This is a genomic window from Pseudomonas sp. DCB_BI (assembly GCF_026240995.1).
In the GTDB taxonomy this organism is placed as follows: Bacteria; Pseudomonadota; Gammaproteobacteria; order Pseudomonadales; family Pseudomonadaceae; genus Aquipseudomonas.
This window is the reverse complement of sequence record NZ_JAPFCG010000018.1, coordinates 22,302-41,722: the sequence shown is the minus strand read 5'-3', so window position 1 is coordinate 41,722 and position 19,421 is coordinate 22,302. Positions and strand designations below refer to the sequence as shown.

At 62.5% G+C, this 19,421-nt stretch carries 18 protein-coding genes; 8 read left to right on the top strand and 10 right to left on the bottom strand.

Annotated elements, in window-relative coordinates; all coding sequences use genetic code 11:
* Positions 1 to 73: 73 nt before the first annotated feature.
* Together OO258_RS19460 and OO258_RS19455 are read left to right on the top strand one after the other, a co-directional pair.
* Complete coding sequence (locus tag OO258_RS19460; RefSeq protein WP_266032092.1) at positions 74 to 1,720, top strand: GMC family oxidoreductase; 1,647 nt, start codon at positions 74 to 76, stop codon at positions 1,718 to 1,720.
* A gap of 97 nt (positions 1,721 to 1,817) precedes the next feature.
* Positions 1,818 to 3,437, top strand: a complete 1,620-nt coding sequence (locus OO258_RS19455) for an MFS transporter (RefSeq protein ID WP_266032091.1) — start codon at positions 1,818 to 1,820, stop codon at positions 3,435 to 3,437.
* 187 nt (positions 3,438 to 3,624) lie between these two features.
* Here the strand turns inward: OO258_RS19455 and OO258_RS19450 are convergent, their stop codons facing one another.
* Genes OO258_RS19450 through glyQ form a run of 4 tightly spaced genes read right to left on the bottom strand, consistent with a single transcriptional unit; the run spans position 3,625 to position 7,986 of the window.
* Positions 3,625 to 4,410 carry a lysophospholipid acyltransferase family protein gene (locus tag OO258_RS19450; protein WP_266032090.1) on the bottom strand — a complete coding sequence of 262 codons (786 nt, stop codon included), beginning with the start codon at positions 4,408 to 4,410 and terminating at the stop codon, positions 3,625 to 3,627.
* A 46-nt stretch (positions 4,411 to 4,456) separates the two neighbouring features.
* Positions 4,457 to 4,984, bottom strand: coding sequence for a D-glycero-beta-D-manno-heptose 1,7-bisphosphate 7-phosphatase (gene gmhB, locus OO258_RS19445; RefSeq protein ID WP_266032089.1), 528 nt, complete (start codon positions 4,982 to 4,984; stop codon positions 4,457 to 4,459).
* A 3-nt stretch (positions 4,985 to 4,987) separates the two neighbouring features.
* Positions 4,988 to 7,042 carry a glycine--tRNA ligase subunit beta gene (gene glyS, locus OO258_RS19440; RefSeq protein WP_266032088.1) on the bottom strand — a complete coding sequence of 685 codons (2,055 nt, stop codon included), beginning with the start codon at positions 7,040 to 7,042 and terminating at the stop codon, positions 4,988 to 4,990.
* Entirely contained in the window at positions 7,039 to 7,986 is a 948-nt protein-coding gene (gene glyQ, locus OO258_RS19435) for a glycine--tRNA ligase subunit alpha (RefSeq protein WP_003253126.1), read from the bottom strand. The genes glyS and glyQ overlap by 4 nt, the downstream gene beginning before the upstream one ends.
* An 83-nt stretch (positions 7,987 to 8,069) precedes the next feature.
* Here glyQ and OO258_RS19430 point away from each other — a divergent pair, with 83 nt between their 5' ends.
* Together OO258_RS19430 and OO258_RS19425 are read left to right on the top strand one after the other, a co-directional pair.
* Positions 8,070 to 8,621: a DNA-3-methyladenine glycosylase I gene (locus OO258_RS19430; RefSeq protein WP_266032087.1), complete on the top strand. Its 552-nt coding sequence runs from the start codon at positions 8,070 to 8,072 to the stop codon at positions 8,619 to 8,621.
* Between the two features lie 41 nt (positions 8,622 to 8,662).
* Entirely contained in the window at positions 8,663 to 9,550 is an 888-nt protein-coding gene (locus tag OO258_RS19425; RefSeq protein ID WP_266032086.1) for a lysophospholipid acyltransferase, read from the top strand.
* A 139-nt stretch (positions 9,551 to 9,689) separates the two neighbouring features.
* Here OO258_RS19425 and OO258_RS19420 read toward each other — a convergent pair whose 3' ends face one another.
* Genes OO258_RS19420 through def form a run of 5 tightly spaced genes read right to left on the bottom strand, consistent with a single transcriptional unit; the run spans position 9,690 to position 14,222 of the window.
* A complete protein-coding gene (locus OO258_RS19420; RefSeq protein ID WP_266032085.1) occupies positions 9,690 to 10,004 on the bottom strand; it encodes a tetratricopeptide repeat protein in 315 nt (104 codons plus the stop codon).
* Between the two features lie 11 nt (positions 10,005 to 10,015).
* The gene (trkA, locus tag OO258_RS19415; RefSeq protein WP_012269873.1) at positions 10,016 to 11,389 is read right to left on the bottom strand and encodes a Trk system potassium transporter TrkA; all 1,374 of its coding nucleotides are present in this window, start codon (positions 11,387 to 11,389) and stop codon (positions 10,016 to 10,018) included.
* A 26-nt stretch (positions 11,390 to 11,415) separates the two neighbouring features.
* Positions 11,416 to 12,726, bottom strand: a complete 1,311-nt coding sequence (gene rsmB, locus OO258_RS19410) for a 16S rRNA (cytosine(967)-C(5))-methyltransferase RsmB (RefSeq protein WP_266032084.1) — start codon at positions 12,724 to 12,726, stop codon at positions 11,416 to 11,418.
* A complete protein-coding gene (fmt, locus tag OO258_RS19405) occupies positions 12,723 to 13,655 on the bottom strand; it encodes a methionyl-tRNA formyltransferase (protein ID WP_266032083.1) in 933 nt (310 codons plus the stop codon). Before fmt ends, rsmB begins: the two co-directional genes overlap by 4 nt.
* A 60-nt stretch (positions 13,656 to 13,715) precedes the next feature.
* Entirely contained in the window at positions 13,716 to 14,222 is a 507-nt protein-coding gene (def, locus tag OO258_RS19400) for a peptide deformylase (RefSeq protein WP_016712797.1), read from the bottom strand.
* 207 nt (positions 14,223 to 14,429) lie between these two features.
* On the opposite strand from def, the gene dprA reads away from it, so the two are divergent.
* Both dprA and OO258_RS19390 read left to right on the top strand, forming a co-directional pair.
* On the top strand, positions 14,430 to 15,527 hold the full coding sequence (gene dprA, locus OO258_RS19395; RefSeq protein WP_266032082.1) for a DNA-processing protein DprA: 1,098 nt from the start codon (positions 14,430 to 14,432) through the stop codon (positions 15,525 to 15,527).
* A gap of 42 nt (positions 15,528 to 15,569) precedes the next feature.
* On the top strand, positions 15,570 to 16,127 hold the full coding sequence (locus tag OO258_RS19390; RefSeq protein ID WP_266032081.1) for an L-threonylcarbamoyladenylate synthase: 558 nt from the start codon (positions 15,570 to 15,572) through the stop codon (positions 16,125 to 16,127).
* A 417-nt stretch (positions 16,128 to 16,544) separates the two neighbouring features.
* On the opposite strand, the gene OO258_RS19385 is transcribed toward OO258_RS19390, so the two are convergent.
* On the bottom strand, positions 16,545 to 17,522 hold the full coding sequence (locus OO258_RS19385; protein WP_266032080.1) for an NADPH:quinone reductase: 978 nt from the start codon (positions 17,520 to 17,522) through the stop codon (positions 16,545 to 16,547).
* A gap of 134 nt (positions 17,523 to 17,656) precedes the next feature.
* Between OO258_RS19385 and hemF the strand changes: the two genes are divergently transcribed.
* Positions 17,657 to 18,568 (top strand): oxygen-dependent coproporphyrinogen oxidase, encoded by a 912-nt coding sequence (hemF, locus tag OO258_RS19380; protein ID WP_266032079.1) that lies wholly within the window; start codon positions 17,657 to 17,659, stop codon positions 18,566 to 18,568.
* 25 nt (positions 18,569 to 18,593) lie between these two features.
* Positions 18,594 to 19,418, top strand: a complete 825-nt coding sequence (aroE, locus tag OO258_RS19375; protein WP_266032078.1) for a shikimate dehydrogenase — start codon at positions 18,594 to 18,596, stop codon at positions 19,416 to 19,418.
* The last annotated feature ends 3 nt before the right edge of the window (positions 19,419 to 19,421 follow it).

Genomic DNA, 19,421 nt, shown 5'->3' with positions numbered 1-19,421 from the left:
CTCGTGTTTCCTCCACGAAATTACTCACTAAGATGAATCGGGACAAGAATAATAATCAGGCCCGAGGTTGCACATGCCATCAGCCGATTCTGTCTTCGATTACGTGGTCGTTGGGGCCGGTCCAGCCGGGTGCTTGCTGGCCAACCGTTTGTCCGCCAACCCTGATTGTCGGGTGCTGCTGCTGGAAGCGGGCGGTCGCGACAACTATCCGTGGATTCACATTCCGGTGGGTTACCTCTACTGCATCGGCAACCCACGCACCGACTGGTGTTTCAAAACCGAGGCACAGCCTGGCCTGGGCGGTCGCTCATTGGGTTATCCACGCGGCAAGGTGCTCGGTGGCTGTTCTTCTATCAATGGCATGATCTACATGCGTGGTCAGGCTGCCGACTACGACCATTGGGCCGAGCAAGGCAACGACGGTTGGGCATGGAGGGACGTGCTGCCGCTGTTCAAAGCCAGTGAAAACCACTTTGCCGGCGCCAGCGAACATCATGGCGGCGACGGCGAGTGGCGGGTCGAGCGCCAGCGCTACAGTTGGCCGATCCTCGATGCCTTCCGCGATGCCGCCGAGCAAAGCGGCATTGGCAAGGTCGATGACTTCAATACCGGCGACAACCAGGGCTGTGGATACTTTCAGGTGAACCAGCGCAGCGGTGTACGCTGGAACGCTTCCAAGGCTTTTCTGCGGCCGATCAAGCACCGCGCCAACCTTACCGTGCTGACCGGTGTGCAGGTTGACCAGATACTGCTCAACAACACTCGCGCCCGTGCAGTGAAGGCATTCTGGCAAGGTGCCTGGCACGAGTTTCCCGCGCGTCGCGAGATCATCCTCTGCGCTGGGGCAGTCGGTTCGCCCGGCATCCTGCAGCGCTCCGGTATTGGCCCGCGGCAGTTGCTGGAAAGTTTGGGTATTGGCGTGCGCCACGACATGCCCGGGGTTGGTGGCAACTTGCAGGATCACTTGCAGCTGCGGCTGATCTACCAAATTCGCAACACCCGTACCTTGAACCAGATGGCCAACAGCCTGTGGGGCAAGATGGGCATGGGCCTGCGCTACCTCTACGACCGCAGCGGTCCGCTGGCCATGGCGCCGAGCCAGCTGGGCGTGTTTGTACGTTCCAGCCCGGATCAGGCCACCGCAAACCTGCAGTACCACGTGCAGCCACTGTCTCTTGAGCGCTTCGGCGAGCCCTTGCATCAGTTCCCGGCCTTCACCGCTTCGGTATGCAACCTGCGCCCGGCCAGCCGCGGACGGGTCGATATCCGCAGCACCGACATGAACAGCCCCCCGCTGATCGACCCCAACTACCTGAGTGACCCCCAAGACCTGCGCGTCGCCGCCGATGCCATCCGGCTTACCCGGCGCATCGTTCAGGCCCCTGCCCTGGCCGCCTTCGAACCCAAGGAATACCTGCCGGGCCCGACCCTGCAATCCGAGCAGGACCTGTTCGAGGCTGCCGGTCAGATCGGCACTACCATTTTTCACCCGGTGGGTACCTGTCGCATGGGCAATGGGGAAACGGACGTTGTGGATAACCAGTTGCGCGTACGTGGCATCCCTGGCTTGCGCGTGGCCGACGCCTCGATCATGCCGCAGATCACCTCGGGCAATACCTGTTCCCCCACCCTGATGATCGCCGAGAAGGCGGCCCAACTGATCCTCAAAGGAGCTGCTACCCAAACCTACTTGAACGAAGACGCGTTACCGACCCCCTGACCCGGGTGCGTGCAGTAGCGGCAGCTTGCGGTCGAAAGCTGCCGACAGTGGAACAACAAGAATAATCACTGTGGCCTGCGGGCCGAGGACAGCAACGATGTCGGATTACATCCAAGAGCAGGGTGCGGCGGCCAGCAGCTCCAGCCGCCGTGAAGAACGCAAGATCATTTTCGCGTCATCCCTCGGGACGGTTTTCGAGTGGTATGACTTTTTTCTCTATGGCGCGCTGGCAGCGGTCATCAGTAAGCAGTTCTTCGCTGGCGTGAACGACACCACCGCTTTCATCTTCGCCCTCATGGCGTTTGCTGCCGGCTTTCTGGTGCGGCCGTTCGGCGCGCTGGTGTTCGGCCGCCTGGGCGACATGATCGGGCGCAAATACACCTTTCTGGTCACTATCGTCCTGATGGGCCTGTCCACCTTCGCCGTTGGCTTGTTGCCCACCTACGCCAGCATCGGCATTGCCGCACCGATCATCCTGGTGATCCTGCGCATGCTCCAAGGGCTGGCGCTGGGCGGTGAATATGGCGGTGCGGCTACCTATGTGGCCGAACATGCGCCGCCCGGCAAGCGTGGCTTCCATACCGGTTTCATTCAGTCCACCGCTACTTTGGGCCTTTTGCTGTCGTTGCTGGTGGTACTGGGGAGCCGCTATGTCAGTGGGGACCAGTTCGAAACCTGGGGCTGGCGCCTGCCGTTCCTGCTGTCGATCGTGCTGCTGGCTATCTCCACCTGGATCCGCATGAGCATGCATGAGTCGCCGGCCTTCGTGAAAATGAAGGCCCAGGGTAAGGTCAGCAAGTCGCCAATCCGAGAGTCGTTCACTTCCTGGCCAAACCTTAAAGTAGTGCTTACCGCGCTGTTCAGTATCAATGCCGGTCAAGCGGTAACTTTCTACACCGCACAGTTCTACGTGTTGTTCTTCATGACCCAGATGCTGAAGATGGACCCGGCCCAGGCCAACACCCTGCTGATCATCAGTGTGGTGATCGGTGCTCCGTTCTTTGTGTTCTTCGGGTGGTTGTCGGACCGTATCGGGCGCAAGCCGATCCTGATGCTCGGCTTGCTGCTGGCCACCGTGCTGTACTTCCCGCTGTTCAAGGCGCTGAGCCACTACGCCAACCCACAGATCGATGCCGCCAGCCGGCAGGCGCCGATCGTGGTTACTGCTGACCCACAAGGTTGTACCTTCCAGTTTGACCCGGTCGGCAAGGCACGTTTCGATAGCCCGTGCGATAAGGTCAAGACCTTCCTCGTCAAGCAGGGCCTCCCCTACCGCGCGGTAAGCGTGGCTGGCAGCGAGGTGGTGGTCAACATTGGTGACAAAATCATCAACGGCTTCGACGAAGCGGCCATGCGATCGGCGGTGGAGCAGGCGGGCTATCCGGCCAAGGCCGACCCTGCACAGGTCAACCAGGTGATGGTGGTGGTGCTGATCGTAGCGATGATCCTGATTGCGACCATGACCTACGGCCCGTTGGCGGCGGTGATGGTCGAGCTGTTCCCGACCCGTATCCGCTACACCTCTATGTCGTTGCCCTACCACATCGGTAATGGCTGGTTCGGTGGCTTCTTGCCGACCGTGTCGTTCGCGCTGGTGGTGTACACCGGGGATATATTCTACGGTCTGTGGTACCCAGTGCTGGTGACCGGGATTAGCCTGGTTGTGGGGATTTTCTGCCTGAAAGAAACCAAGGATGTAGATATCGACAAGCTCTGAAGGCCATTCATGCTGGCTGCAGGGCATAAAAAAACCGGCTGTAAAAGCCGGTTTTCTTATGCCCTGAAAAAACTTATGCACGTTTTTCAAGAAAATGTCATACAAAAAAATAAACAGCTAATTCAACGAGTTAGGCATCACTCCGAGCATTTTGTCGAAAAACTGCTCACAAGTTATCCACAGATGGTCAGGCCATCTGCTCCTGGGGTTTTTCCTCCGCTGGCGGCAGCGAACCCATGGCCCGCTGTGTCGCTTCGTTCCACGCTGCAGCACGGTCGTTGAGTTCGGCAATGGCGCGTGGCCCCGTACCGTTGGCATACATCGGCTCGCCAATCACCACCTCGATGGTGCCGGCGCGCTTGCCCCACCCGGTCTTCGGCCAGAACTTACCCGCATTGTGGGCAATCGGCAGAACCGGCAGCCCGGCATTCACCGCCAGCGCGGTACCGCCGCGCGAGAACTTGCCGACGGTGCCAAATGGCACGCGGGTACCTTCCGGGAAGATCAGCACCCAAGTCTTCTGCTTGAGCAGCTCGTCACCCTTGCTGGCCACCTGGCGCAGCGCCTCCTTCGGGTTATCGCGGTTGATCGCGATCGGCCGCAGCATGGCCATGGCCCATCCGAAGAACGGCACATACAGCAGCTCGCGCTTGAGCACTTGGCTCAGCGGCGAGAAGTACTGGGATAGGAAAAAGGTTTCCCAGGTGCTCTGGTGGTTCGACAGGATCACGCAAGGCTCAGCCGGCACGTTCTCGGCGCCAGTGATCTTGTAGTCAATGCCCAGAACGGTGCGCACCAGGAACAGCGCGCAGCGGCACCAGTACACGTTGATGAACTTGTAGCGCTTGGGGAACGACAAAAATGGCGCGACGAAGAAGCTCAGCGAGCACCACAGCAGTGAACTGGTGCCCAGCAGCAGGTAAAAAAGAAAGATTCTGATCGCCTGCAGGATCGACATAGTGGCTCGTACCATTGCGGGGCATGCCCGCCTGAGGAAAATGCGCCTGAAGGCGCACTGTTTAAATTAGTTCTCTGGCGATAGCTGCCAGATCGTCGAAAATCAGTGTAGTTTCCGGGACGCCTTTTTCCAGGGTCCGCTCACCCTTGCCGGTTTTCACCAACACGGGTTGTGCACCGACGGCCAGGGCGGCCTCCAGGTCACCTTTGCTGTCGCCAACGAACCAGACGCCTTCAAGGCAAACCTGGTAATGCTCGGCGATCGCCCGCAGCATGCCGGGCTTGGGCTTGCGGCAATCGCAGCCTTCGTCCGGCCCGTGAGGGCAATAGACGATGTGGCCCACCTCGCCACCCTGCTCTGCCACCAGCGCGCGCAGGCGCGCGTGCATGGCTTCGAGGGTTGCCAGCGGATAGTAGCCACGGGCAATGCCGGACTGGTTGGTGGCCACGGCCACCGTCCAGCCCGCCTTGCTCAACTGCGCGATCGCTGCGACCGAGCCAGGGATCGGAATCCACTCTTCCAGCGTCTTGATGTAGGCGTCGGAGTCGTAGTTGATCACCCCGTCACGGTCGAGAATCAGCAGTTTCAAGGTTTACCCCAGCAGCGAAATGTCAGCCACACCCAGGAACAGGCCGCGCAGGCGGCTGAGCAGGGCATAACGGTTGGCACGTACCTTGGCGTCTTCGGCGTTGACCATCACCGCCTCGAAGAAGGCGTCGACCGGGTCGCGCAGGGCTGCCAGGCGGGCCAGCGATTCACTGTACTGGCGTGCAGCAGCCATCGGTTGCACGGCCTGGTCGGCCTGCTGGATGGCCGAGTACAGGGAGAACTCGTTGGCATTGTCGAAGTACTTCGGCTCGACCTGCTCGGCGATGGCGCCCTCGGCTTTGCTCAGCAGGTTCGACACGCGCTTGTTCACCGCTGCCAGGGCCTCGGCTTCCGGCAGCTTGCGGAACGCCTGCACGGCCTGAACGCGCTGGTCGAAGTCCAGTGCGGAGCCTGGCTGCAGGGCACGTACCGACAGGTAGGTGGCGACGTCGATACCTTCGTCTTCGTAGCGCGCACGCAGGCGGTCGAAGATGAATTCCAGCACCTGGTCAGCCAGGCCGGCGGCCTTGACCTTGGCGCCGAACTGCTTGACCGCGAACTCGACTGCACCGGTCAGGTCCAGGTCCAGTTGCTTCTCGATCAGAATTCGCAGCACGCCCAGGGCGGCACGGCGCAGGGCATAGGGGTCTTTACTGCCGGTAGGCAGCATGCCGATGCCGAAGATGCCCACCAGGGTGTCGAGCTTGTCGGCGATGGCTACGGCAGCACCGGTGAGGGTCTGCGGCAGCTCGGCGCCTGCACCGCGCGGCATGTACTGCTCGTTCAGGGCCAGTGCGACGTCTTCCGGCTCACCGTCGTTGAGCGCGTAGTAGTAACCGGCAACACCCTGCATTTCAGGGAATTCGCCGACCATCTCGGTGGCCAGGTCGCACTTCGACAGCAGGCCGGCACGGCCAGCGCGCTGGGCGTCGCCGCCGATCAGCGGGGCAATGAAGGCGGCCAGCTTGGAAACACGTTCCGCCTTGTCGTACACGGTGCCGAGCTGAGCCTGGAACACCACGTTCTTGAGGCGCTCGTTGAAGGTTTCCAGTGGCTGCTTCTTGTCCTGCTTGAAGAAGAACTCGGCGTCGGTCAGGCGCGGGCGTACGACCTTTTCGTTGCCTTGCACGATCTGCTTCGGGTCGCGGCTTTCGACGTTGGCCACGGTAATGAAGCGCGGCAGCAGCTTGCCTTCGCTGTCCAGCAGGCAGAAGTACTTCTGGTTATCCTGCATGGTGGTGATCAGGGCTTCTTGCGGCACGTCGAGGAAACGCTCCTCGAACGAGCACACCAGCGGCACCGGCCACTCGACCAGTGCGGTCACTTCGTCCAGCAGCGCAGGTGGAACGATGGCCGTGCCTTCCTGCTGCATGGCCAGCTCTGCGGTACGCTTGCTGATCAGCTCGCGGCGCTCGGCGAAGTCGGCCAGGACGTAGGCCTTGCGCAGGTCTTCGACGTAGTTGGCCGGGGTGGTGATGAGCACGTTTTCTGGATGGTGGAAGCGGTGGCCACGGGATTCACGGCCGGCCTTTTGCGACAGGATGGTGCAGTCGACCACCTGATCGCCCATCAGCATCACCAGCCATTGGGTCGGGCGCACGAACTCTTCACGGCTGGCCGCCCAGCGCATGCGCTTGGGAATCGGCAGGTCGTTCAGCGAATCTTCGACGATGGTCGGCAGCAGCCCAACGGTAGCCTTGCCCGGGATGTGCTGGGAGAAGCGCAGCTTGGGGCCGCTCTGGTCGATCTCGGCCAGATCCACGCCGCACTTCTTGGCGAAGCCCAAGGCAGCCTGGGTTGGCTCGCCTTCGGCGTTGAAGGCAGCTTGCAGGGGTGGGCCATCGATATTGATGCTGCGGTCAGGCTGCTGCACGTCCAGCTGGCGGATGAGCACCGCCAAGCGACGCGGCGCGGCGTATACCTGCTTGCCGGTGTAATTCAGGCCAGCCGCCTGCAGGCCTTTCTCGATGCCGGCCAGGAAGGCGTCGCCGAGGCTGGCGAGGGCCTTGGGAGGCAGCTCTTCGGTGCCCAGTTCTACCAGGAAATCTTGAGCACTCATTGTGCAGCCTCCAGCTTAGCCAACACTTCGTCACGCAGTTCAGGGGTGGCCATCGGGAAGCCCAGGCGTGCGCGGGCTTGCAGATAGCTTTGCGCCACGTCCCGGGCCAGGGTACGGACACGCAGGATGTAGCGCTGGCGCTCGGTTACCGAGATGGCGCGGCGGGCGTCCAGCAGGTTGAAGGTGTGCGAGGCCTTCAGCACCATTTCATAGGTCGGCAGCGGCAGTTCCAGCTTGATCAGGCGGTTGGCTTCGCTTTCGTAGAAGTCGAACAGTTCGAACAGCTTGTCGACGTTGGCGTGTTCGAAGTTGTAGGTCGACTGTTCCACCTCGTTCTGGTGGAAAACATCACCGTAGGTGACCTTGCCGAACGGGCCGTCGGCCCACACCAGGTCGTACACCGAGTCGACGCCCTGGATGTACATGGCCAGGCGCTCGAGGCCGTAGGTGATTTCACCAGTGACCGGGTAGCACTCGATACCACCTACCTGCTGGAAGTAGGTGAACTGGGTGACTTCCATGCCGTTCAGCCAGATTTCCCAGCCCAGGCCCCAGGCGCCGAGGGTTGGCGATTCCCAGTTGTCTTCGACGAAACGAATGTCGTGCACCAGCGGGTCCAGGCCAATGGCTTTCAGCGAGCCGAGGTACAGCTCCTGGAAGTTGGCCGGGTTCGGCTTGAGCACCACCTGGAACTGGTAGTAGTGCTGCAGGCGGTTGGGGTTTTCGCCATACCGCCCGTCGGCAGGGCGACGGCTAGGCTGCACGTAGGCGGCGTTCCAGGTTTCTGGACCCACCGCGCGCAGGAATGTAGCGGTGTGGAAAGTGCCGGCGCCTACTTCCATATCGTAGGGCTGAAGCACCACACAACCTTGAGCTGCCCAGTAGTTTTGCAGGGCGAGGATCAGGTCTTGGAAGGTACGCACGGCTGGCGTAGGCTGGCTCACGAAATTCACCTGTATCTGGGGATGCGGATGTAAAGAGCGGGAGTATAACCTGATTCGCCTCGCCCTCTACTCATTGGAGCCTTATGCCACGCTGCTTTTGGTGTACCGACGATCCGTTGTACCAGGCCTACCATGACCAGGAATGGGGAACGCCCCAGCGTGACCCGGCGTTGCTGTTCGAGATGCTTTTGCTCGAAGGGTTCCAGGCAGGGCTGTCTTGGATCACCGTTTTGCGCAAACGCGAGCGTTATCGTGAGGTGATGTTCGGCTTCGATCCGGTAAAACTTGCCGCCATGCGCGATGAACGCATCGAAGAGTTGATGCAGGACGCCGGCATCATTCGCAACCGCCTGAAGCTCAAGGCTGCCCGGCGCAATGCGCAGGCCTGGCTGGCTGTGGATAACCCCGTCGATTGGCTGTGGTCGTTCGTTGGTGGCGTGCCGAAGGTCAACCACTTCACCGACCGCAGCGAAGTGCCAGCGGTGACCGATGAAGCCAAGGCCATGAGCAAGGCCCTGCAAAAAGCCGGCTTCACGTTCGTCGGCCCGACCATTTGCTACGCCTTCATGCAGGCCACCGGCATGGTCATGGACCACACCACCGATTGCGATCGCTACGCCGCCTTGGTGCGCTGAGGGGTTACAATGCGCGCCTTGCTGAAATAAGGAATTCGCCTGTGGAAAAGTTCAAGGGCGCCCTGATGGTCGGGGTGCTGCGTCTGTTCGCCAAGCTGCCCTGGGGCGCAGTTCAGCGCGTGGGTGCCGGTATCGGCTGGCTGATGTGGAAGATCCCCAACGGTTCGCGCAACGTGGTGCGGATCAACCTGGCCAAGTGTTTTCCCGAAATGGACCCGGTTGCCCGTGAGCAACTGGTCGGCCAGGCCCTGCGGGATATCGGCAAATCCTTTGTCGAAAGCGCCTGTGCCTGGATCTGGCCGCCCCAGCGTTCGCTGGAACTGGTCAAGGAAGTGCATGGCCTGGAAGTGCTGCAGCAGGCTCTGGCCTCGGGCAAGGGCGTGGTTGGCATCACCAGCCACCTGGGCAACTGGGAAGTGCTGAACCACTTCTATTGCAACCAGTGCAAACCGATCATCTTCTACCGCCCGCCGAAACTGAAGGCGGTGGATGACCTGCTACGCGAGCAGCGTGTGCAGATGGGCAACCGCGTGGCGCCTTCGACCAAGGAAGGCATCCTCAGCGTGATCAAGGAAGTGCGCCGAGGGGGCCAGGTGGGGATCCCGGCCGACCCGGAGCCGGCGGAATCGGCAGGCGTGTTCGTGCCGTTCCTCGGCACTCAGGCGCTGACCAGCAAGTTCGTGCCGAACATGCTGGCGGGAGGCAAGGCGGTGGGCGTGTTCCTGCATGCCTTGCGGCTGCCGGATGGCTCGGGTTTCAAGGTGTTCCTCGAAGCTGCGCCGGAAGAAATGTACAGCACCGACGTGAACGTGTCGGCGGCGGCGATGAGCAAAGTGGTCGAGCGTTATGTGCGCGAGTACCCGAGCCAGTACATGTGGAGCATGAAGCGCTTCAAGAAGCGCCCGGCTGGCGAGCCGCGCTGGTACTGAGTTATCGACTGCGCTTACAGCAGGCTGAATGCAATCCTGCCTGCTGTAGCAGGGACCCTGTGGGAGCGGGTTTACCCGCGAATGCAATGTTGGCTTCACCGACGCATTCGCGGGTGAACCCGCTCCCACAGGGACCGCGTCAACCTGCTGTTTTATTGATTTTCTTCAGGAACACAGTCATCTCTTTTTCGGCCTGCTTGTCACCATGGGCCTGCGCCGCCACGATACCGTCTTCCCAGGCCTTACGCGCCGCCGCCAGGTCACCCTGCAACTGATACGCTTTGCCCAGCAGCTTCCACGCCGCGGAATACTTCGGGTCCTGCTCTACACAGCGCGCCAGGTGCACCGCCGCTTCAGCACCATTGCCTTCATCCAGCCAGGCCTTGCCCAGGCCGAACCGCAGCAACGGGTTATCCACACCCTTGGCCAGCATCTTCTCCAGCGACTCGCGCATGCCCTTTTCTCCTAGAAGAAACTCAAGCCGACGTGGAACAGCTTCTCCACATCACGAATATGCTTTTTATCCACAACGAACAGGATCACATGGTCACCCGATTCGATCATGGTGTCGTCGTGGGCAATCATTACCTCTTCGTCACGGATGATCGCGCCGATGGTGGTTCCCGGTGGCAGGGCAATGTCCTCGATGGCCTTGCCGACTACCTTGCTCGACTTCGAATCGCCATGTGCCACCGCCTCGATCGCTTCGGCCGCACCGCGGCGCAGTGAGTGCACGCTGACAATGTCGCCCCGGCGCACGTGCGCCAGCAGGGTGCCGATGGTGGCCAGCTGCGGGCTGATGGCAATGTCGATATCGCCGCCCTGCACCAGGTCTACATAAGCCGGGTTGTTGATGATGGTCATCACCTTGCCCGCGCCCAGGCGCTTGGCCAGCAGCGACGACATGATGTTGGCTTCGTCGTCGTTGGTCAGCGCCAGGAAAATATCCGCGTCAGCGATGTTCTCTTCAAGCATCAGGTCTTTGTCAGAGGCGCTGCCCTGCAGCACCACGGTGCTTTCCAGGGTATCGGAGAGGTGCCGGCAACGGGCCGGGCTCATCTCGATGATCTTCACCTGGTAGCGGCTTTCGATGGCTTCGGCCAGGCGCTCGCCAATTTGTCCGCCGCCCGCGATGACGATGCGCTTGTTGGTTTCGTCGATACGGCGCAGCTCGCCCATCACCGCACGGATGTCCTTCTTCGCCGCAATGAAGAACACCTCGTCGTCGGCTTCGATCACCGTGTCGCCTCGCGGGGTAATCGGCCGGTCGCGGCGGAAGATGGCCGCCACGCGGGTGTCGACGTTGGGCATGTGGGCGCGGATCTGGCGCAGCTGCTGTCCGACCAGCGGGCCGCCATAGTAGGCCTTTACCGCCACTAGCTGAGCCTTGCCTTCGGCAAAGTCGATGACCTGCAGCGAGCCCGGGTGTTCGATCAGGCGCTTGATGTAGTTGGTCACTACCTGCTCGGGGCTGATCAGTACGTCGACCGGGATATGGTCATTGTCGAACAGCTCTTCACGGGTCAGATAGGACGACTCGCGCACCCGGGCGATTTTGGTCGGGGTGTGGAACAGCGAATAGGCCACCTGACAGGCGACCATGTTGGTCTCGTCGCTGTTGGTTACCGCCACCAGCATGTCAGCGTCGTCGGCACCGGCCTGGCGCAGCACTGTCGGCAGCGAGCCGCGGCCCTGCACGGTGCGTATGTCCAGGCGGTCGCCCAAATCGCGCAGGCGGTCGCCATCGGTGTCGACCACAGTAATGTCGTTGGCTTCGCTGGCCAGGTGTTCCGCCAGCGTACCGCCCACCTGCCCTGCGCCGAGGATGATGATTTTCATCCGCTACTCCCTACCCTTTTGTGTGCTTACCCGCGCGAGGCGGCGATCTTGATCAGCTTGGCATAGTAGAAACCGTCGTGGCCGCCTTCCTGGGCGAGCAACTGGCGGCCGTGGGGCTGGCGCAGGCCGGCTTCGGTGGCCAGGTCCAGCTCCCGGGCGCCCGGGGTGCGGGCGAGGAAGGCGCCGATTACTTCGGTATTCTCGGTTGGCAGGCTGGAGCAGGTGGCATACAGCAGCATGCCGCCTACTTCCAGGGTCGGCCACAGGGCATCGAGCAGCTCGCCTTGCAGGGCGGCCAGGGCCGGGATGTCGTCGGCCTGGCGGGTGAGCTTGATGTCCGGGTGGCGGCGGATCACGCCGGTAGCCGAGCAGGGCGCGTCGAGAAGGATGCGCTGGAATGGCTTGCCGTCCCACCAGCTGGCGGTATCGCGGGCATCGCAGGCGATCAGTTCGGCGTCCAGTTGCAGGCGGTCGAGGTTCTCGCGCACGCGGGTCAGGCGCTTGGCTTCGAGGTCGATGGCCGTCATGTGGGCCAGGCCCGGTTCGGCTTCAAGCAGGTGGCAGGTCTTGCCGCCAGGCGCGCAGCAAGCGTCGAGCACGCGCTGGCCGGGCGCCAGTTCGAGCAGGTCGGCGGACAGCTGCGCGGCTTCGTCCTGCACGCTCACCCAGCCTTCGGCAAAGCCCGGCAGGCCGCGCACGTCACAGGCTTCGGCCAGGACGATGCCGTCACGGCTGTACTGGCAGGCGCTGGCACCAATGCCCGCTTCGGTCAGCAGCGCCAAGTAGGCATCGCGGCTGTGGTGGCGGCGATTGACCCGCAAAATCATCGGCGGGTGAGCGTTGTTGGCAGCGCAGATGGCTTCCCACTGCTCTGGCCAGAAGGCCTTCAGCGATTTTTGCAGCCAGCGCGGGTGAGCGGTGCGCACCACCGGGTCGCGCTCCATGCTGGCGAGCAGGTCCTCGCCCTCGCGCTGGGCGCGGCGCAGTACGGCATTGAGCAGGCCCTTGGCCCACGGCTTCTTCAGTTTGTCGGCGCAGCCTACCGTTTCACCGATGGCGGCATGGGCCGGAATACGGGTGTAGAACAGCTGGTACAGGCCAACCAGCAGCAGCGCTTGCACATCGGCGTCGGCGGCCTTGAATGGCTTTTGCAGCAACTGCGCGGCCAGCAGGTCGAGGCGAGGCTGCCAGCGGGCGGTGCCGAACGCCAGGTCCTGGGTCAGGCCACGGTCGCGTTCGTCGACTTTGTCCAGTTGGGCCGGCAGCGAGCTGTTCAGCGACGCTTTGCCGCTGAGTACAGCGGCAAGGGCCCGGGCGGCGGCGAGGCGCGGGTTCATTGGCCCAGCACCTTGCCGGCGGCGAACTTCTCGCGGCGGCTGTTGAACAGGTCGCTGAAGTTCAGTGCCTTACCGCCAGGCAGTTGCAGGCGGGTCAGGCTCAGCGACTGGTCACCGCAGGCGACCACCAGGCCGTCCTTGCTGGCGGAAAGGATCTCGCCGGGGGCGCCGTTGCCTGTGGACAAGTTGGCGGCCAGCACCTTCACGCTTTCGCCATCCAGGGTGCTGTGGCACACCGGCCACGGGTTGAAGGCACGGATCAGGCGCTCCAGTTCGAGGGCCGGACGGCTCCAGTCGATGCGCGCTTCGTCCTTGTTCAGCTTGTGCGCATAAGTGGCCAGTGCATCGTCCTGCACCTCGCCTTGCAGCGAACCGTCGGCCAGGCCGGCAATGGCCTGTACTACTGCCGACGGGCCCATCTGCGCAAGGCGGTCGTGAAGGCTGCCGCCCGTGTCGTCGGCGCTGATAGGGGTGACCACCTTGAGCAGCATCGGGCCTGTGTCCAGGCCGGCTTCCATGCGCATCACGGTCACGCCGCTTTCGGCGTCGCCGGCTTCCACGGCACGCTGGATCGGCGCCGCACCGCGCCAGCGTGGCAGCAGGGAGGCGTGGCTGTTGATGCAGCCCAGGCGCGGGATATCCAGCACGGCTTGCGGCAGGATCAGGCCATAGGCGACCACCACCATCAGGTCGGGCTTGAGCGCGGCCAGTTCGGCTTGGGCATCGGCGTTGCGCAGGGTCTGTGGCTGGAACACCGGGATGTCATGGGCCACGGCCAGCGCCTTGACCGCGCTTGGCATCAGCTTCTGGCCACGGCCGGCAGGGCGGTCAGGCTGGGTGTAGACAGCCACGACCTCGTACGGGCTGTCGAGCAGGGCCTTGAGGTGTTCGGCGGCAAACTCTGGAGTGCCTGCAAAGACGATGCGCATGGAGTTCTCGCTTCAAAAAAGAAAAAGGCTTGCCGGAGCAAGCCTTCTGGAAGGTGGGGATCAGGCTTGCTGGCGGTGCTGTTTTTCCAGCTTCTTCTTGATCCGGTCGCGCTTGAGCTGCGACAGGTAGTCGACGAACAGCTTGCCGTTGAGGTGATCGAACTCGTGCTGCACGCAGACCGCCAGCAGGCCTTCACATTCCAGTTCGTACGGCTTGCCATCGCGGTCCTGGGCCTTCACCCGTACCCGCAGCGGGCGGTCGACGTTCTCGTAGAAGCCGGGTACCGACAGGCAGCCTTCCTGGTACTGGCCCATGTCGTGGGTCAGCTCTTCGACCGTGGGGTTGATGAAGACGCGCGGTTCGCTACGGTCTTCGCTGAGGTCCATGACCACGACCTGCAGGTGCACGTTGACCTGGGTGGCGGCCAGGCCGATGCCAGGGGCTTCGTACATGGTTTCAAACATGTCGTCGATCAGCTGACGCAGGGCGTCGTCGAACACCGTCACCGGCTTGGCGATGGTGCGCAGGCGCGGGTCCGGGAATTCGAGAATGTTCAAGATGGCCATAAGGTCAGGCAGTCACTGTGCGTTCGGTTGAAAACTGAGCACACATAATAAAGGGAAAAGGGGATTTCAGCACCTGTGAAAGCTGGTCTAGGGTTTTCAGAGCTTGCTTATGGCCCATTCGATGGACAGGTTGTCAAAGCGTTATCAACAAAGTTATCCACAGTTTGTACCACGTCGATGGCCCTTTTTTGATCAAGGATGATCCCCATGTTGAGTCACCATTCGTCGCCTCTTCCACCTGCCGAGCTGGAGGCGCGATTACGCCTGCATCGTCTGCCGGAGACCGGATTGCGACGCTTTCGTACCTTGTTGGAGGCCTTCGGCAGTGCCTCTTCTGCACTGTGCGCACCAGCCGGCGCCTGGCGCGCGTTGGGCGTACCCCAGGCCAGTATCGATGCCCGGCGCAGCGCCGAAATTCGCGAGGGCGCATTGGCCGCAATGGCCTGGCTAGAGCGCCCTGGCCAGCATTTGCTGATGTTTGACGGCCCTGGCTACCCGCCACTGCTGGGCGAAATCGATGACGCTCCGCCGCTGCTTTTCGTCGCCGGTGACCCTGCCCTGCTCGAACGCCCGCAGCTGGCAATTGTGGGTAGCAGGCGTGCTTCACCCCCGGCAATCGACACCGCTGCAGCATTTTCCCGATACCTGTCGCAGGCAGGTTTCACTATCACCAGCGGGCTGGCCGTGGGGATTGACGGTGCCGCTCATCGGGCTGCACTCCAGGCCGGTGGGGGCACGATCGGGGTGCTTGGCACGGGGTTGCAAAAACTTTATCCACAGCGTCACACAGCCCTTGCGCAGGCGATGATCGACAACGGTGGCGCGTTGGTTTCGGAGTACCCGCTGGATGCCGGGCCATTGCCTGGCAACTTCCCTCGTCGCAACCGCATCATCAGCGGGCTTTCGCTTGGTGTGCTGGTGGTCGAAGCCAGCTTGGCCAGTGGTTCGCTTATCACGGCGCGCCTGGCGGCAGAACAAGGCCGCGAGGTGTATGCCATACCGGGCTCCATCCACCACCCCGGCGCCAAGGGCTGCCATCAGTTGATTCGCGACGGCGCGTTGCTGGTGGAAACTGTGGAGCAGATCATGGAAAGCCTGCAGGGCTGGCAGAACCTACCGCCTGCAGTTGTGGATAAATTCGAGCACCCGCTGCTTGCCTTGCTGCATGCCGCGCCTCAAACCACTGAAAGCCTGGCCCACTGCAGCGAGCAGCCACTGGCCGAAGTGCTGGCGCAGCTGACCGAGCTCGAGCTCGAAGGCCGTGTCAGCAATGAAGCCGGGCGTTGGTTTGCCCGCGCGGGCTAAGTACACTGCTCACAGGCAATGTTTATAGGCGGAGTAACAGCAATGGTGAGCAGTTTTCGTGTGCAACAAGCCGCACGTGAGATCCGGGCGGGTGCAGTGATCGCCTACCCGACGGAAGCGGTCTGGGGCCTGGGCTGCGATCCATGGAATGAGGACGCGGTGTATCGCCTGCTGGCGCTGAAGTCGCGCCCTGTGGATAAAGGGCTGATTCTGATCGCCGACAACATCCGTCAGTTCGACTTCCTGTTCGAGGACTTCCCCGAAGACTGGATCGACCGCATGGGCAGCACCTGGCCGGGGCCGAACACCTGGCTGGTGCCGCACCAGGACCTGTTGCCCGAGTGGGTGACCGGGGAGCATGACACGGTGGCGCTACGGGTCAGTGATCACCCGGTGGTGCGTGAACTGTGCGCACTGGTGGGGCCGCTGATTTCCACCTCGTGCAACCCTGGCGGGCGCCCGGCGGCGAAGACCCGGTTGCGGGTGGAGCAGTACTTCCACGGCCAGCTGGACCTGGTGCTTGGCGGGGCGCTGGGGGGCCGGAAGAACCCGAGTGTGATTCGCAACCTGGCAACCGGCGAGGTCGTTCGGCCGGGCTGACATCTTTCCACAAGCCTTCCGCAGATTTTTCTGATTTGTCTCGGTTGGCGGGTGATTGTGTGAGGGCTGACGGGTGCCAGCCTTGAAGCTCTCTTCGCCTATGAGATCGAGCGCCGCCCGCGCGGCGCATCGCGGGGCAAGCCCGCTCCCACATTTGTTTCGGGCCAATCCCTTCTGGGAAGTCACCGCTGCCCGCTTTGTTTGTTCCATTTGATATCGAGGGTTGCGCAACTGCAGTTCCTTGATCTGCAGCCATGTACCAAAGCTGCAACCCACCTGACACAGGAATAATTGGCCCGAAACAGATGTGGGAGCGGGCTTGTCCCGCGAAGCGCCGCGCGGGCGGCGCTCGATTTCACAGGCGCTGAAACTCTCAAGGCAAGCGCCTGGCCGCCCTGACGCAATTCCCCGCGTTTCTCAAGGCAACAAGACAGTCGACCCCACAGTCCTGCGCGCCGACAGCTCTGCCTGCGCTTTGGCCGCTTCGCTCAACGGATACCGCTGCTGGATATCCACAACCAGCTTCCCGCTCGCAATCATCGCAAACAGGTCATCGGCCATGGCCTGGGTGTTCTCGGCATTGTTGGCATAGGTGGCCAAGGTCGGCCGGGTGACATACAGCGAGCCCTTCTGCGCCAGGATCCCCAGGTTCACCCCGCTCACCGCACCGGAAGCGTTGCCAAAGCTCACCATCAACCCGCGCGGCTGCAGGCAGTCCAGCGAGGTCAGCCAGGTGTCGGCGCCCACGCCGTCATACACCACCGGGCATTTCTTGCCGTCGGTCAGCTCCAGCACCCGCTTGGCCACGTCTTCATGGCTGTAGTCGATGGTCGCCCAAGCCCCCAGCGCCTTGGCGCGCTCGGCCTTCTCGGCAGAACTCACGGTGCCGATCAGCTTGGCGCCCAGGGCCTTGGCCCACTGGCAGGCCAGCGAACCGACCCCACCCGCTGCGGCGTGGAACAGGATCACATCCCCCGCCTTCACCTCGTAGGTCTGCTTCAGCAGGTATTGCACGGTCAAACCTTTGAGCATCACCGCTGCCGCCTGCTCGAAGCTGATGTTGTCGGGCAGCTTGACCAGGTTGGCTTCCGGCAGCGTATGCACCTCGCTGTATGCACCCAGCGGGCCACCGGCATGGGCCACGCGGTCACCCACCTTCAGGCGGGTCACTCCCTCGCCCACGGCCTCGACCACGCCGGCCGCCTCGGTACCCAGGCCCGAAGGCAGGGACGGCGGTGCATACAGCCCGCTGCGAAAGTACGTGTCGATGAAATTCAGGCCGATTGCATGGTTGCGCACACGCACCTGCTGGGGCCCGGGTGGGGCGGGTTCGAAGTCCACAAACTGCAGCACTTCCGGGCCGCCATGCTGGCTGAACTGGATACGCTTGGCCATCTCGCACTCCTGTAGTCGGGATCGGAAAAGGCCTTCTATCGGACGCCTTTGCTTGATCGCCGTCAACTGCGGCGCGCGCGCTGGCGGTGGTATGCTACGCGGCGAATTCTTCCCTGCCCGTTCCTGGTGACCCGATGACTAGCCGCACCGAGGCCGTGAAAGCCTACCTGCTCGACCTGCAAGACCGCATCTGCTCTGCCCTCGAAACCGAAGACGGCGGCGCCCGTTTCGTCGAGGATGCCTGGGTGCGCGAAGCCGGGGGTGGGGGCCGTACGCGGGTGATCGGTGACGGCAAGCTGATCGAGAAGGGCGGGGTCAACTTCTCGCACGTATTCGGCGCAGGCCTGCCGCCATCGGCCAGCGCCCACCGCCCCGAACTGGCGGGCCGTGGCTTTGAGGCCTTGGGGGTGTCGCTGGTGATCCACCCGCACAACCCGCATGTGCCGACCTCCCATGCCAACGTGCGGTTCTTCATCGCCGAAAAAGAAGGTGAAGAGGCCGTATGGTGGTTCGGTGGCGGCTTTGACCTGACGCCGTACTACGGCAATGAAGAAGACTGCATTCACTGGCACCGTGTGGCCGAGCAGGCCTGCGCGCCGTTCGGCGCCGACGTGTACCCGCGCTACAAGGCCTGGTGCGACCGCTATTTCCACCTCAAGCACCGTGGCGAGCCACGCGGCATCGGCGGCCTGTTCTTTGATGACCTGAACGAGTGGGACTTCGACACCTGCTTTGCCTTCATCCGCGCCATTGGCGATGCCTTCGTCGATGCCTACCTGCCGATCGTCCAGCGCCGCAAGGACACGCCCTACACCCCGCAGCAGCGCGAGTTTCAGGAGTACCGTCGCGGCCGCTACGTTGAGTTCAACCTGGTCTACGACCGTGGCACCCTGTTTGGCCTGCAGTCGGGCGGGCGTACCGAGTCCATTCTCATGTCGCTGCCACCGCAGGTACGCTGGGGCTATGACTGGAAGGCCACGCCTGGCAGTGAAGAAGCACGCCTGACCGAATACTTCCTGCAAGACCGCGACTGGCTTGGCCAGTAAGCCTGTGGACAACCAAGGAGCCGTCATGGACCAGTACGTCGTTTTTGGTAACCCGATCGGCCACAGCAAGTCGCCGCTGATCCACCGCCTGTTCGCCGAGCAGACCGGCGAAGACCTGCAATACGCCACTCTGCTCGCGCCACTGGATGAGTTCAGCGACTGCGCGCGCGGCTTTTTCAAGCAAGGCAGCGGCGGCAACGTCACCGTGCCGTTCAAGGAAGAGGCCTACCGCCTGTGCGACAGCCTGACCCCCCGGGCCCAGCGCGCGGGTGCAGTGAACACGCTGAGCAAGCTGGCTGATGGCACCCTGCAGGGCGACAACACCGATGGTGCAGGCCTGGTGCGTGACTTGACGGTGAATGCCGGGGTCGAGCTGGCCGGCAAGCGTATTCTTATCCTGGGTGCCGGTGGCGCGGTACGTGGGGTGCTGGAGCCGATTCTGGCCCACAAGCCGCAGTCGCTGGTCATCGCCAACCGTACTGTGGAAAAGGCCGAGCAGCTGGCGCGTGAGTTCGATGAACTCGGGCCGGTGGTGGCCAGCGGGTTCGCTTGGTTGCAGGAGCCGGTGGATGTGATCATCAACGCCACTTCGGCGAGTTTGGCCGGGGAATTGCCGCCTATTGCCGACAGCCTGGTCGAGGCAGGTCGGACGGTTTGCTACGACATGATGTATGGCAAGGCGCCGACGCCGTTTTGCCAGTGGGCTACCAAGTTGGGGGCTGCCAAGGTAATGGATGGCTTGGGGATGCTGGCTGAGCAGGCGGCCGAAGCCTTCTTTATCTGGCGTGGCGTGAGGCCGGACACGGCGCCGGTATTGGCTGAATTGCGCCGGCAACTTGCTCGGGGCTGAGAT

Bases quoted from the DNA above. Each gene is read 5' to 3' on its own strand.
- glyS (WP_266032088.1), bottom strand. From the start codon at position 7,042: ATGAGTGCTCAAGATTTCCTGGTAGAACTGGGCACCGAAGAGCTGCCT.
- aroE (WP_266032078.1), top strand. From the start codon at position 18,594: ATGGACCAGTACGTCGTTTTTGGTAACCCGATCGGCCACAGCAAGTCG.
- OO258_RS19460 (WP_266032092.1), top strand. From the start codon at position 74: ATGCCATCAGCCGATTCTGTCTTCGATTACGTGGTCGTTGGGGCCGGT.
- fmt (WP_266032083.1), bottom strand. From the start codon at position 13,655: ATGCGCATCGTCTTTGCAGGCACTCCAGAGTTTGCCGCCGAACACCTC.
- OO258_RS19390 (WP_266032081.1), top strand. From the start codon at position 15,570: ATGGTGAGCAGTTTTCGTGTGCAACAAGCCGCACGTGAGATCCGGGCG.
- OO258_RS19450 (WP_266032090.1), bottom strand. From the start codon at position 4,410: ATGGTACGAGCCACTATGTCGATCCTGCAGGCGATCAGAATCTTTCTT.
- OO258_RS19420 (WP_266032085.1), bottom strand. From the start codon at position 10,004: ATGCGCGAGTCGCTGGAGAAGATGCTGGCCAAGGGTGTGGATAACCCG.
- dprA (WP_266032082.1), top strand. From the start codon at position 14,430: ATGTTGAGTCACCATTCGTCGCCTCTTCCACCTGCCGAGCTGGAGGCG.
- trkA (WP_012269873.1), bottom strand. From the start codon at position 11,389: ATGAAAATCATCATCCTCGGCGCAGGGCAGGTGGGCGGTACGCTGGCG.
- OO258_RS19385 (WP_266032080.1), bottom strand. From the start codon at position 17,522: ATGGCCAAGCGTATCCAGTTCAGCCAGCATGGCGGCCCGGAAGTGCTG.
- hemF (WP_266032079.1), top strand. From the start codon at position 17,657: ATGACTAGCCGCACCGAGGCCGTGAAAGCCTACCTGCTCGACCTGCAA.
- rsmB (WP_266032084.1), bottom strand. From the start codon at position 12,726: ATGAACCCGCGCCTCGCCGCCGCCCGGGCCCTTGCCGCTGTACTCAGC.
- OO258_RS19430 (WP_266032087.1), top strand. From the start codon at position 8,070: ATGCCACGCTGCTTTTGGTGTACCGACGATCCGTTGTACCAGGCCTAC.
- def (WP_016712797.1), bottom strand. From the start codon at position 14,222: ATGGCCATCTTGAACATTCTCGAATTCCCGGACCCGCGCCTGCGCACC.
- OO258_RS19455 (WP_266032091.1), top strand. From the start codon at position 1,818: ATGTCGGATTACATCCAAGAGCAGGGTGCGGCGGCCAGCAGCTCCAGC.